13 protein-coding genes are annotated in these 13577 nt (G+C 61.2%); 4 read left to right on the top strand and 9 right to left on the bottom strand.

Annotation, left to right across the window (positions count from 1 at the left end):
• Positions 1-2 precede the first annotated feature (2 nt).
• A complete protein-coding gene (locus tag BSU04_RS27150) occupies positions 3-458 on the bottom strand; it encodes an FKBP-type peptidyl-prolyl cis-trans isomerase (RefSeq protein WP_089163463.1) in 456 nt (151 codons plus the stop codon).
• Between the two features lie 339 nt (positions 459-797).
• On the opposite strand from BSU04_RS27150, the gene radC reads away from it, so the two are divergent.
• From radC to nadB, 4 genes are all read left to right on the top strand, one after another.
• Positions 798-1574: a RadC family protein gene (radC, locus tag BSU04_RS27145; RefSeq protein WP_373452876.1), complete on the top strand. Its 777-nt coding sequence runs from the start codon at positions 798-800 to the stop codon at positions 1572-1574.
• A gap of 330 nt (positions 1575-1904) precedes the next feature.
• Positions 1905-2138 (top strand): 50S ribosomal protein L28, encoded by a 234-nt coding sequence (gene rpmB / locus BSU04_RS27140; protein WP_031359861.1) that lies wholly within the window; start codon positions 1905-1907, stop codon positions 2136-2138.
• Positions 2139-2149: 11 nt separating this feature from the next.
• Positions 2150-2317, top strand: coding sequence for a 50S ribosomal protein L33 (gene rpmG / locus BSU04_RS27135; protein WP_006478046.1), 168 nt, complete (start codon positions 2150-2152; stop codon positions 2315-2317).
• A gap of 291 nt (positions 2318-2608) precedes the next feature.
• Positions 2609-4207: an L-aspartate oxidase gene (nadB, locus tag BSU04_RS27130; protein WP_089163462.1), complete on the top strand. Its 1599-nt coding sequence runs from the start codon at positions 2609-2611 to the stop codon at positions 4205-4207.
• 156 nt (positions 4208-4363) lie between these two features.
• Here the strand turns inward: nadB and hutG are convergent, their stop codons facing one another.
• From hutG to BSU04_RS27090, 8 genes are all read right to left on the bottom strand, one after another.
• A complete protein-coding gene (hutG, locus tag BSU04_RS27125) occupies positions 4364-5164 on the bottom strand; it encodes an N-formylglutamate deformylase (protein ID WP_089163461.1) in 801 nt (266 codons plus the stop codon).
• A 12-nt stretch (positions 5165-5176) separates the two neighbouring features.
• Positions 5177-6562: a formimidoylglutamate deiminase gene (locus BSU04_RS27120; RefSeq protein WP_089163460.1), complete on the bottom strand. Its 1386-nt coding sequence runs from the start codon at positions 6560-6562 to the stop codon at positions 5177-5179.
• A gap of 22 nt (positions 6563-6584) precedes the next feature.
• Positions 6585-7817, bottom strand: coding sequence for an imidazolonepropionase (gene hutI, locus BSU04_RS27115; RefSeq protein ID WP_089163459.1), 1233 nt, complete (start codon positions 7815-7817; stop codon positions 6585-6587).
• A gap of 1 nt (position 7818) precedes the next feature.
• Entirely contained in the window at positions 7819-8400 is a 582-nt protein-coding gene (locus BSU04_RS27110) for a HutD/Ves family protein (RefSeq protein WP_089163458.1), read from the bottom strand.
• 2 nt (positions 8401-8402) lie between these two features.
• Entirely contained in the window at positions 8403-10085 is a 1683-nt protein-coding gene (gene hutU, locus BSU04_RS27105) for a urocanate hydratase (RefSeq protein ID WP_089163457.1), read from the bottom strand.
• Positions 10086-10362: 277 nt separating this feature from the next.
• Positions 10363-11844 (bottom strand): aromatic amino acid ammonia-lyase, encoded by a 1482-nt coding sequence (locus tag BSU04_RS27100; RefSeq protein ID WP_256983334.1) that lies wholly within the window; start codon positions 11842-11844, stop codon positions 10363-10365.
• 115 nt (positions 11845-11959) lie between these two features.
• The gene (locus tag BSU04_RS27095) at positions 11960-12751 is read right to left on the bottom strand and encodes an ABC transporter ATP-binding protein (RefSeq protein ID WP_089163455.1); all 792 of its coding nucleotides are present in this window, start codon (positions 12749-12751) and stop codon (positions 11960-11962) included.
• 19 nt (positions 12752-12770) lie between these two features.
• On the bottom strand, positions 12771-13550 hold the full coding sequence (locus BSU04_RS27090) for an ABC transporter permease (RefSeq protein WP_089163454.1): 780 nt from the start codon (positions 13548-13550) through the stop codon (positions 12771-12773).
• Between the last annotated feature and the right edge of the window lie 27 nt (positions 13551-13577).

Genomic DNA, 13577 nt, shown 5'->3' with positions numbered 1-13577 from the left:
GGCTACAGAATTCCGATGATTTTCACTTCGAACGCCAGCGCCTGGCCGGCAAGCGGATGATTGAAATCGAACAGCGCGGAGGTTTCGCCGACCTCCTTGAGCACGCCCGCGTAACGGCCGCCGCCCGGCGCATTGAATTCGACCAGGTCACCGGGAGAAAAATTCTCGCCGATCATCGCGTTCTCGCGCAATGTGGCCAGCGACACCCATTGCAGCATTTCCGCATTGCGCGGACCGAACGCCTGGCCAGGCATCAGCCGAAAGGTCGAGTGGTGACCCACCTTCAGACCCAGCAGAATGTCTTCGAGCGGCGGCGCAAGATGACCGGCGCCTAACAACAGCGTGGCGGGCTTGTCGGCGAACGTGCTGACAATGTCCGCTCCATCCTCAAGCGCAAGCCGGTAGTGAAGCGTGACATGCGAACCGGGTCTCACCTCGGAAATATCAATGATGCTCATGTTTGATTGTGATAGCCGTAAGAGCCGTAATTACCTTCTCAGCCGGTCCCGCCGTCCGATAAAAGGCCGGGCGTCCAGACAGGACGCAGTCGTGACGAAAGCTTGGCTGGCACCCGGGTACCGCACCGCCGGGACCAACGGCCTCGCGGCGCAATGCGCCAAGCGCTCGCGCGGGGAGGCGCCAAACCTCCATTGTAAGCCACAGTGCGACCGCCCCGCCTCGCTCCGAGCAATGCCCCGGCGTGATAACGAAGGGGCCGGCCAGTCGCCACTTCCGACCTTAGTCTCCACGTCAGTTCCAACGTCTTTCCCGCCATTGCACGCGGGCGGGAGCGTGAAATGAACGCCCGGCTCGAATTGGTGCAAAACAACGCGCGCTATTCTGCGGCCGCCCTGCTCGCCGCGGAGCCTCTCGCACGGATCGAGCCTGCCGTCATGCGCATGCTCGACTGGCCCGCACGCGATCGTCCGCGCGAACGCTTGTTAAAACTGGGTGCTCAGACCTTATCTGACGCCGAGTTGCTGGCGTTGTTCCTGAATACCGGACGCCCGGGCATGACATCCGTCGACTTGGCGCGCGACCTTCTGGTTCGGTTCGAATCGATTAGGGGCGTGCTGGGCACGACTGCGACGGAATTACGCAGGTTTGGCGGTATCGGCCCGGCCAAGGCGGCGCTGCTGCTCGCCGTCTCGGAGTTGTGCCAGCGTTCACTGGCGGAGAAAACCCGCGACCGGCCCTTGCTGGACGCCCCGCAGGCTGTGGAAGACTATCTGAAATGGCTGATCGGCACGCGGCCCAATGAAGTGTTCGTCACCCTGTTTCTCGATATCAAACATTGCCTGATCACCGTGGACGAATCGGCGAAGGGATCGATCTCCCGTGTTGCCGTCTATCCTCGGGAAATCGTACGGCGGGCGCTCACGCTAAATGCGGCCAGCCTGATCGTCGCGCATAATCACCCCTCGGGCGGCGTCGAGCCGAGCGCAAACGACCGCAGGCTCACGCGGGTTCTGCAGGATTCGCTCGCGCTGATCGACGTCCGGCTGCTGGATCATCTGGTGGTGACCTCGAACGAGGTTTTCTCTTTTTCGCGACAGGGATGGATTCCGGCATGAGTTGCAGCCAAAGTCACCAACCAACGCTGACTTCACTGATTTGATGGCCAGCCGGGCTAAGAAGGCGGCAAAACCAAGCTCCAACGGGGCTTCGCAAGCGGAAAAGCGCATGAAATCTGCCCCGGCCCCGATAGCTGGATACCTTGTCCGGTACCAAAAAGAGTTGATTTTGCTGGTTTTTTGCGGGTAGAATCTCGGTTTGCTTCTTTCAACCAACCTGTTCCGAGCGTACGCGGTCATCATTTCGGGCAAACCTCTCGGGTAGCCCGAAGCGGTCCAAAATGTATCTGGCGTTCGAACTCAGAATTAAAGCGTATTAGGAGTGCTCTCATGGCACGTGTATGCCAAGTAACCGGGAAGGGGCCGATGAGCGGCAACAACGTTTCCCATGCGAACAACCGCACCAAGCGTCGTTTCCTGCCCAATCTGCAAAACCGCCGCTTCTTCGTTGAAAGCGAAAACCGCTGGGTTCGTCTGCGTCTCTCGAACGCCGGCCTTCGTCTGATCGACAAAAACGGCATCGACTCCGTGCTCGCAGATTTGCGCGCACGTGGCGAAGTCTAAGGAGCAGGAACATGGCCAAGGGCGCACGCGACAAGATCAAGTTGGAATCGACCGCAGGAACGGGTCACTTCTACACGACCACGAAGAACAAGCGCAACATGCCGGAAAAGATGGCGATCAAGAAATTTGATCCCGTTGTCCGCAAGCACGTTGAATACAAAGAAACCAAGATCAAATAAGATCCGGTTTCTTTCGCTGCAGCATCACAAAAAGCCTCGCTCACGCGAGGCTTTTTGCTTTGGCGATACCATCTTTTGCGCCGCTGTTCTGGTAACCGCTTCTGGCACCCTCTTCTGGCAACCCTCGGCGCTCCATCCGTCCGCGCTTGCGCGCTCTGTTCGCCCTACTGGCCGAACGGCCAAGTGGGCGCGTAGCGTGCCAAGCGTTATCCTTACCGACCAGGCTTTCCCATGCCACCGGCATGAATCCCGAAAGTCACAGCGGACAACTATCGACGGAGACGTGGCGGGATGAATTTCGACGTGGCAATCATCGGTAGCGGGCTGGCGGGCTTGAGCGTGGCGCTGAATCTGGCGGATACGCGGCGCGTTGCCATCCTCGCCAAGCGCAGCGTAAGCGAAGGCGCCAGCGACTGGGCCCAGGGTGGTATCGCGGCCGTGCTCGACTCGGCCGACAGTATCGACAACCACGTTCGCGACACGTTGATCGCCGGCGGTGGCTTGTGCGACGAGGCGGCTACACGGTTCATCGTGGAAAACGGGCGTGCGGCCATCGAATGGCTGATCAACGAAGGCGTGCCGTTCACGAAGGATCTTTCCGCCGAGCTCGGCTTTCATCTGACGCGTGAAGGCGGTCATAGTCATCGGCGAATCATTCATGCCGCCGATGCAACCGGTCACGCCGTGGTCACTACGCTCAACGAGCGCGTGCGCAATCATCCGAACATCACGGTCCTGGAAGATCATCACGCCATTGACCTGATCACGTCCGAGCGCCTTGGGTTGCCCGGGCATCGCTGTCATGGGCTTTATGCGCTCGATCTTGCAAGCGGACGCACCGTCACCATCGAGGCGCCGCATACCGTGCTCGCGACCGGCGGCGCCGGCAAGGTGTATCTGTACACGACCAATCCGGATACGGCGACCGGCGATGGTATTGCAATGGCGTGGCGCGCCGGCTGCCGGGTATCGAACATGGAATTCATCCAGTTCCATCCGACTTGCCTCTTCCATCCGTACGCGAAGTCCTTCCTGATTTCAGAAGCCGTACGCGGCGAAGGCGGCATCCTGCGCCTGCCCGACGGCACACGGTTCATGCCCGCCCACGACGAACGCGCTGAACTCGCACCGCGCGATATCGTCGCCCGGGCGATCGACTTCGAGATCAAGAAGCGCGGTATTGATTGCGTGTATCTCGATATCAGCCATCAGCCGGAAGCGTTCCTCCAGGAGCACTTCCCCACCATCCTTGCGCGCTGCCGCGAGTTCGGTATCGATATCACGAAACAGCCTATTCCCGTCGTGCCTGCCGCGCATTACACGTGCGGAGGCGTGGTCACCGATCTTGCCGGCCGCACGGATCGCGCGGGCCTTTATGCCGTGGGCGAAACATCGTGCACGGGGCTGCACGGTGCGAACCGGCTGGCAAGCAACTCTCTGCTCGAGTGCCTGGTGGTCGGGCGTGCAGCGGCGCAAGCCATGGAAGAGGATGGTTTCGCGGCAAGCGGTCATGGACCCCTGCCCGCCTGGGATGAAAGCCGCGTTTCCGATCCAGACGAGGAAGTCGTGGTCGCGCACAACTGGGACGAGTTGCGGCGGCTGATGTGGAATTACGTGGGCATTGTGCGTACCGATAAAAGGCTCGCGCGCGCCGAGCATCGGATCGCGCTGCTTCGCGACGAGATCCACGAGTACTACGCGAACTTCAAGGTGAGCCGCGACCTGCTCGAATTGCGTAATCTTGTTGATGTCGCTTCGCTGATTGTGGAGAGTGCATGCTCACGGCGCGAAAGCCGCGGTTTGCATTTCAGCCGCGACTGGCCGGAGACGTTGCCGAAGGCGCTGCCGACCGTATTGACACCACCGGCCGCGAAACGCAGGGAAATTTGAACGAAGGGAATCGCGGATTAAGCGGCGATAGCGTGTATTCAGCAATAGCCCGTTACGTTAGCTAAGAGCGAAAAAGCCATTCCAACACGAGTTGGAATGGCTTTTTCGTTTCTGCCTTGGAGCAATGGGCGGCAGTTATATCGGCCGACCTTCCGGTCACGCCAACAGTGCCGCATCCAGCGCGCATCGCACGAGATTCCGCATCAACGGCGCGACCCGTGCGGCGCGGGCTTCGTCATAGGCGTACGGCCGCGTCTCTTCCATATAAGTCACTTGCGACAACTCGAGCTGCACCGCGTGAATACCGTCCTGCGGCGCGCCGTAGTGCCGCGTGATGTAGCCGCCCTTGAAGCGCCCGTTAGCCACAGCCGTGTACGCGCCTTGCTCGACCACCATCGCTTCGAGCTTTTCCGCGAGACCCGCAACCGCGCTTTCCCCACTCGCCGTGCCGAAGTTGAAGTCGGAAAGCTTGCCATCGAAGAAACGCGGCACGTGCGAACGGATGGAATGCGCTTCCCACAGCAATGCCTTGCCATGCGCGGTTTTCAAACGCGCCAGTTCTTCCGCCAGCGCATCGTGGTAAGGCCGCCAATATTTCTCGCGACGCTCGGCGATCTGCGCCTCTGAAGGTGCAGCGCCTGCGGGATACAAGGGATCGCTGTTGAAGGTATCGACGGGACACAGGCCGGTCGTATCGCGTCCTGGATAAAGATTCGCGCCATCCGGCGGACGGTTCAAGTCAATCACGTAACGCGAATTCGCGGGCACGAGGATCGACGCGCCCATCTCCAATGCAAACGCGTAGAGACGTTCAAGATGCCAGTCCGTGTCATCGACTTCACGGGCGATCGGCGTCATTGAGGCGGCTATGTCGGCGGGAATCTGCGTGCCGGCATGGGGAATCGAAATCAGCAACGGCGCAGTGCCACGCTTCAGCGTAAAAACTTGATCAGTCACAGGCTGCGTCCTTTATTTGAGCAATCCGGCCAGGGTGTTTCGATACCGCCCGAACGACTCTTCTTCATTGCCATGCCGGCGTGCCTCAACCACGAGCTTTCCGCCAACGCTCACATCCAGCACGGGCGTCTCGCCGTGTTCGCAAAACACCACACCCGATAACCACGCGTCCGGCGCATGCCCGGCAATAGCCGGATGATCGGGATCGAGCACGATGAAATCCGCCCGGCGCCCCACTTCCAGCACGCCGACTGCACGGCCGGTGGCGCTGGCACCGCCTTGGCCCGCGACATCGAAGAGACGATCGGCGACGTGCACCTGTTCGTTCGACGCCAGCACGTTGCGCTGTCGCCTCGTCAACCGTTGTCCGTATTCCAGCAAGCGCAGTTCGGAGCGCCAGTCGACCGCGATATGGCTGTCCGAGCCAAGCCCGAAACGTCCGCCGTCGTTCAGATAGGCATGCGCGGGGAAAATGCCGTCGCCGAGATTCGCTTCGGTTGTCAGGCAAAGACCCGCAACGGCGCCACTTGCGGCCATTGCGCGGACTTCGTTTTCGTCGACATGCGTGGCATGCACGAGACACCAGCGTTCGTTCACGTCGAAGTTATCGAGCAGCCAGCGCACTGGCCGCGCCTTCAGCGTCTCGAGACACGCATCGACTTCCGCCGTCTGCTCGGCTATGTGGATATGCACCGGCGCGCCCGGAAAAGCACTGTCGAGCCCGCTGAGCAAACGGCCCAGCGACTCCTTCGATACAGCACGCAGCGAATGCGGCGCCACGCCGTATCGCAGGTTGCCGTTTTCAGGATGCGTCGAGCGCAATGAAACGAGGGCATCGAGCAGGCTTTCCGGCGTATGAACAAAACGCGCCTGACCGGACGTGGGCTCGCGCTCGCCGAAACCACTGTATTGATAAAGCACGGGCAACATCGTCATGCCGATGCCGGTTTGTGCTGCGGCATCGACCACACGAGCGGCCATTTCAGCAGGATTCGCGTAGGGTTTGCCGTCTGGCGCGTGATGCACGTAGTGAAACTCGCAGACCGACGTGTAACCCGCCTTCAACATTTCGATATAAAGCCAGCGCGCGATGTCGCCAATGCTTTCCGGGGAAATGCGCGCGGCAAACCGGTACATCAGGTCGCGCCAGCTCCAGAAGCTATCAGTAGGGTTCGCGCGATATTCGGTGAGCCCCGCCATCGCGCGCTGGAACGCATGCGAGTGAAGATTCGGCATGCCGGCGAGCACCGGACCCTTGGCTTCAATCACGCCAGCCGGTTGCGTGCTGTCCGGCGTGACGGCGACCAAGGTACCGTCATCGTTCCATTCCAGCAGCACATCGCGACGCCAGCCATCTTGCAAACGCGCGTGTTCGGCATACAAGCTATTTCGTGTCATGGCGTGTTCCGCTTAATTCCGCTTATTTTCGTTTATCCACGGTGACGGCGCCGTGGCGCACGACCAGCGCGCACCGATCAAGGCCGGTCCAGTACGCCAACTCCGCGAGCGTTTCGATATCCCACGCTACAAAATCCGCCTTCGCGCCAACGGTGATCTCGCCGCTCACCTCTGTGTGGCCCAGCGCTTTCGCGCCGTGACGCGTCACGCCGGCGAGCACTTCCGCCACGGACAAACGAAACAACGTGCAGCCCATGTTGAGCATCAGCAGCAGCGACGTACTCGGCGATGTGCCCGGATTGCTGTCGGTGGCAAGCGCTATTGGCACGCCGTGGCGACGCAGCAGGTCGATCGGCGGCAGCTGCTTTTCGCGGATGAAATAAAACGCGCCCGGCAACAACACGGCGACAGTGCCGGCTTCGCGCATCGCGATTGCACCGGCTTCGTCGAGGAATTCGAGGTGATCGGCGGATAGCGCGTGATGCTTCGCCGCAAGCGCCGCGCCGCCCATCAGCGACAACTGCTCGGCGTGCATTTTCACCGGCAGATTCAGTTTCGATGCCGCGTCAAACACACGCCCCGCTTGCTCGAGCGTGAACGCAATGCGCTCGCAGAACACATCGACCGCATCGACCAGGCCTTCTGCTGCGAGCGCCGGCAACATCTCGCTGCAAACGTGGGCGATGTAGTCATCGGCACGGCCTGCGTATTCCGGCGGCAACGCGTGCGCGCCAAGGAACGTCGTGGCGATCGTCACCGGCCGGGCCGCCGCGAGCCGCCGCGCAACGCGCAGCATCTTGCGTTCGGTCGCCACGTCCAGCCCGTAACCTGATTTGATTTCCAGCGCGGTCACGCCTTCGGCGAGCAACGCATCCAGCCGGCGCAGCGACTGTGTGAACAATTCGTCCTCGCTCGCGGCCCGCGTGTTGCGCACCGTCGAGACAATACCGCCGCCGCGTTTCGCGATATCTTCATAACTCGCCCCTTCGAGCCGCATCGCGAATTCTTCCGCACGGTTTCCCGCGTAGACGAGATGCGTGTGGCAATCGACGAGACCCGGCGTCACGATCCGCCCTTCCAGATCGTGACTTGCCGCTCCGGCAAATGCTGAAGGTATTTCAGCTTCAGCGCCGAACCATTCGATACGCCCGTCGCGCACGACAATCGCCGCGTTTTCCAGTACATCTGCCGGATCGGCACGCGCTGCAAGACGTGCATTGCGCCAGATTTGTGCGCTGTTATCGGTCTCGGTCATGTCAGCGATCCTTTGAAACAATACGGGCGTCGATGAGAACCGCGCCTTCTGAAACCGGTTCGACGTTTAACGAAGCATGTTCTCTGGCCTCAAAAACAAGCGCATCGCCTTGAGACAAACGCTCGCCATCAACCGCAAATTCGCCAAGCGCACAGACGAGCACAACGCTACCCTGCTCCACGCTCAACGCTTGAGCATCACGCCGAACCGTCACATTTCCCGACACGCGATCGCGCCTCAACATGAGGTTGAAATCCCGCGTCGGGCCGTGCGGCAACTCTGCCGTTATCTTTTTTTCGCCCGCGAACGCGAGCGAATCCCAGCGAGCGAGGACATGCCGCGGGCCGTCTGAATCGATGAGCACCATCTGCGCGCCTTCGATCAACGCCAGCACGCGATCAATGCCCTCGAACACCGAGAACGCCCCAGCCTCCGATACATCCGCGACGCTCACGCGCCAGTCGAAGGCGTCAAAGGCAGCACCTGGCGGCGACGCGGCGATCTCGCGTGTCGCGCCGCCGCCATTCTTCCACGGCACGGCCTTCAAGTCGGCCGCGCGAATAATGCTGAAGGCCGCCGCCATGATCAGGTCGTGATGAACGGCAGATCGAGGCCGAAGTTCTTCGCGCATTCAATGGCTTGCTCGTAACCGGCATCGCCATGACGCATCACGCCCGACGCGCAGTCGTTCACCAGCACGCGCGCAAGACGCTTTTGCGCTGCGTCGGTGCCGTCGGCAACGATCACCATGCCCGCGTGTTGCGAATAGCCCATGCCGACGCCGCCGCCATGATGCAAGCTGACCCACGTCGCGCCGCCCGCGGTGTTCAACAACGCGTTGAGCAGCGGCCAGTCCGAGACGGCATCCGTGCCGTCCTTCATGCTTTCCGTCTCGCGATTCGGGCTGGCGACCGAACCCGTATCCAGGTGATCGCGACCGATCACGATCGGCGCTTTCAGCTCGCCACTCTTGACCATTTCATTGAATGCGAGACCGGCGACATGACGCTCGCCCAGGCCCAGCCAGCAAATCCGCGCCGGCAAACCCTGGAACGCGATGCGATCACGCGCCATGTCGAGCCAGCGGTTCATGCCCGCGTTGTGCGGGAACAGTTCTTTCAGCTTGGCATCGGTCTTGTAGATATCTTCCGGATCGCCGGACAACGCGACCCAGCGGAACGGACCCTTGCCTTCGCAAAACAGCGGACGAATGTACGCCGGAACGAAGCCGGGAAAATCGAATGCATTCTTGACGCCGTCGTCGAAAGCGACCTGGCGCAGGTTGTTGCCGTAATCGACAGCGTGAATGCCCATGGCGTGGAAATCGAGCATTGCCTGAACGTGCTGCGCGCATGAACGTTGTGCGGCGGCCTTCAGTTCAACGTGCTGGGACTCATCCTGCGATGCCGCGCGCCACTTTTCGAGGCTCCAGCCAGCCGGCAGATAACCGTTGATCAGATCGTGCGACGAAGTCTGATCGGTGACCAGATCCGGCTTGATCCCGCCCGCCTTGGCGCGGCGCACCAGTTCCGGCAGCACTTCGGCGGCGTTGCCCAGCAGCGCGATCGACACAGCGTCGCCGGCGGCCGTGTGCTGCTTGATCAGTTCAAGCGCGTGGTCGATGTCCTTCGCTTGTTTGTCGACATAACGCGTACGCAGACGGAAATCAATACGCGTCTGGTCGCACTCGATATTCAGCGATACCGCACCCGCCAGCGTCGCTGCCAGCGGCTGCGCGCCGCCCATGCCGCCCAGACCTGCGGTCAGGATCCAGCGGCCCTTCCAGTCGCCGTTAAAGTGCTGCCGCGCGGCTTCGACGAAGGTTTCGTACGTACCCTGCACGATTCCCTGGCTGCCGATGTAGATCCAGCTTCCGGCCGTCATCTGGCCGTACATGAAGAGACCTTTACGGTCGAGTTCGTTGAAGTGTTCCCACGTCGCCCATTTCGGCACGAGGTTGGAGTTCGCGATCAACACGCGCGGCGCGTCCGCGTGCGTCTTGAACACGCCGACGGGCTTGCCGGACTGAACCAGCAGCGACTCATCGCTTTCCAGACGTTGCAGCGTTTCGAGAATTTTATCGAGGCATTCCCAGTTGCGGGCAGCGCGGCCTATACCGCCATAGACCACCAGCTTGTCCGGGTTCTCGGCGACCTCTGGATCCAGGTTGTTCAGCAGCATCCGATAGGGTGCTTCGGTGAGCCAGCTCTTGCACGTAAGCTCGGTGCCGCGCGGTGCGCGCAGGGGACGCGGGTTGTGGTTTTTCATCAAAGCACTCCTCGGACGGGATGGTCAACATTCGGTATCTTGCAGCCAATTTCACTGGGTTTCACCCAGCGTTGAAAGTTAGTCGGCAAGTTGTATATACAAGTCTGAATCAAAATAAATCAGAGCGCAAGCGGTGCGCAGATCGATTCAGGTAGGGGTTTACTTGAATGAAATAGATAGCCCGTTATAAATTGGGCGGCAGACGCCGATTTCGCGTAAAAAAGCGGAATCGGCGCCGATGGAGCGCGCTCGATCTGTCTATACAAGACCCGATGAATTAGAACTCGGGGCTTGCCTCGTGGACAAACGCCCAAGCGGCGGCGATATCGCCTGCCAAAGGCCGGTCGTCGCGGTATCGGGAGATAACAGCACGGACGCTTCGATAAATTGCGTCGGTTCTAGGTGCGCGCGACACGTCGGCGGGTTGCAGGTCATACGCCTGGGTCGCCGCCAGCAGTTCGATAGCAAAGATCCGCTCGGCATTGGCGATGATTTCCAGCGCCTTCAACGCAGCTGGTGTCGCGTGACACAGATGGTCCTCCTGCAAGCCGGAGGTGATGCCCCCATCCAGGCTCGCCGGCATCGCAAGGCGGCGGTTGTGAGCAACCAGTGATGCCGCCGTGTATTGCGCGATCATGAAACCGGAACACGTGCCGCCGCCATCGGCGAGAAAAGCGGGCAAGCCGCTGACCAGCGGATTCACCAGCCGGTCAATGCGCCGCTCGGCCATTGCTGCAACCTCCGCCACCGCAGTGCCCAGGCTATCCATCGCCAGGCCGATGGAAGCGCCCACCGCATGCGCCTGCGAAAACACCCGCGGCGACGCAAGCGTGCCGGCGACGACGGGGTTATCGGTGACCGAAGCCAGTTCGCGATTCACCACTTCCGCCGTCGTGGCGAACACGTCGCGCGCCGCGCCGTGCACGTGGGGAATGGTCCGCAAGCTCAAGGGGTCCTGCGTCTTGCGTCCGAGCGACGCCGCAATGATGCCGCTGCCGGCAAGAAGCGCACGCAGACGCGCGCCCACCATCGACAATCCCGGCGATATTCGCAGCGCGAGCGAGTCGGCCTCGAAGGCCGCCGCTTGACCACGCAGGTTCTCGAAAGACATCGCCGAAATGGTGTCGGCCCAATCCAGCAGCCGCTCAGTGCGGGCGAGGGCCAACGAGGCAAGTCCGGTCACGCAAGGCGTGCCGTTGACAACGCTCAAGCCCTCTTTCGCCTCGAGTACCAGTGGTTCACGCGCCAGCCGCTGCAACGCGCCGGCGGCGCTTACGCGGCCGGCGCCGTCATGCACATACCCTTCGCCAATCAGCACCAGCGCGATATGTGCCATATGGCTCAGATATCCGACCGAGCCGAACGCCGGCACCTCCGGTGTCAAGCCGCTGTCGAGCAAAGTGACGAGCAGGTCCACCAGTTCGAGCCGCACGCCGGAATGCCCGTGCGCGAAGTTGTTCACCGCTGCCGCGATGATCGCGCGCGTCTCCTCACGCCGCAGCGGTTCACCCACGCCCACCGAGTGACTCATCAGGATATTGCGCGACAACGCCCGCTGTTCTGACGGCGACACGACCACGTCGCACAGCGCGCCCACGCCGGTGTTCACGCCATACGCGCGAATCCGGCGCTCGACGATCTGCTCGACCAGCGAGCGCGCATGGTCGATCCCCGAGCGTACCCCCGGCGATAAAACGAGCTTCGCGCCGTTCGCGATCTGGGCAACACCACGCCAGTCGAGCGGCTTGTCGATACACACCGCAGCCGGCGAGCGCTCGTTGCCGCCACCCTCACTCGAGTCCGTGCCGATGACGATGGGATCAATCGATGGCACTGGTAAAACGGAACTAGCCAACACGTCAACCTCACTTGATTTAGTTAGCCGCACGGGAATGATGACTCGACACGAACTGCTGGAAACGTTCCGAGCAGCGGCCGTTGAACAGGTCATCGGGCGGCCCTTCGGCATCGACTTGTCCCTGATGCAGGAACATCACGCGATTCGACACGTGCCGCGCGAAACCCATCTCATGCGTGACGACCAGCATGGTCCGGCCTTCCTCCGCGAGCGCACGCATCACGCGCAAGACTTCACCGACCAGTTCCGGATCGAGCGCGGACGTGGGTTCATCGAAGAGCATGACCTTGGGGTGCATGGCCAACGCGCGCGCAATGGCCACACGCTGTTGCTGGCCGCCCGACAGATGCGCGGGGTACGCATCGCGCTTCTCGTAGAGACCGACCTTCGTCAGCAACTGCTCTGCCTCTTCAACGCATTCCGCACGCGTGCGTTTCTGCACGCGCAACGGCCCTTCGATCACGTTCTGCATGACCGTCATGTGCGACCAGAGGTTGAAACTCTGGAACACCATGCCGAGCTGCGAACGAATCCGGTCGACCTGTTTGCGGTTGCCCGGCTGCAAGCGTCCATCGCGGCCACGCTTCATTTCGATCGCTTCGCCCGCGAGTTTCACTTCACCGTCGTCGGGCGTTTCCAGCATGTTGATACAGCGCAGGAAGGTGCTTTTGCCAGAACCGCTCGCGCCGAGGATGGAGATCACATCGCCTTCGTGCGCGTCGAGGGAAATGCCCCTGAGCACGTGCGCATCGCCGAAAGACTTGTGGATGTTGGTCGCGCACAGCGCTATGGAGGTGCTTACGTTCATGAGATTTTCTCCCTTGGATTCAGGAATCGATATGCTGGCCGTCAGGGACCGTTGCTGCCTTGAGCGCAACGCTTGAAGACTTCTTCGGCGCAGTGGCCGCGATGGCGTTGCGATCGCGCAGGTGCGGTGAGAGCTTCTTCTCGAGCATGCCGAGCGCCCGCACGATGATGAAATTCAGCACGAGGTAGATCGCGGCCGCGCAGATGAAAACCTCCATCGTCCGGTAGGTCCGCTGAATAATCTGCTGCGCGACGCCCGTCACATCCCAGACCGTCACAAGACTGGCTAGTGCCGTCGACTTGACGAGCAGCACGGCTTCAGTCGAGTACGCCGGTAACGCATAACGCAGCGTGATCGGCGCGATGATCCGGCGCAACACGGTCCAGCGCGACATGCCGACCGCGAGCGCCGCTTCGATCTGACCGTGCGGCACCGACTGCAAACCGCCGCGAATGATCTCGGCCGTATATCCGGCCGTGCACAACGCGAGCGAGACGATCGCGCACACATAAGGCACGCGCAGCAGCGGCCAGAGGAAACTCTCGCGCACGGCCGGGAACTGACCCAGGCCGTAGTAGACGAGGAACATCTGGATCAGCAACGGCGAGCCGCGGAACACCAGGATGTAGCCACGCGCAAAACGGTTGAGCGCCCAGTTCGGGCTCACCCGCATTGCGACAATCACAAGAGAAAGCATCCCGCCCACGATCAGCGAGGCAAAGAACAACCCGAGCGTGGTGGGGACAGCGGCTAATAGTTTCGAGAACGTATCGCCGAGAAATTCGAAATCGATATTCATGGTCGGATTCGCTTGGGGGAACGTATT

The organism is Caballeronia sordidicola (assembly GCF_002220365.1).
Taxonomy (GTDB): domain Bacteria; phylum Pseudomonadota; class Gammaproteobacteria; order Burkholderiales; family Burkholderiaceae; genus Caballeronia; species Caballeronia sordidicola_C.
Note: the sequence above shows the minus strand (reverse complement) of the source record. Positions and strands in the feature narration are given on the sequence as shown.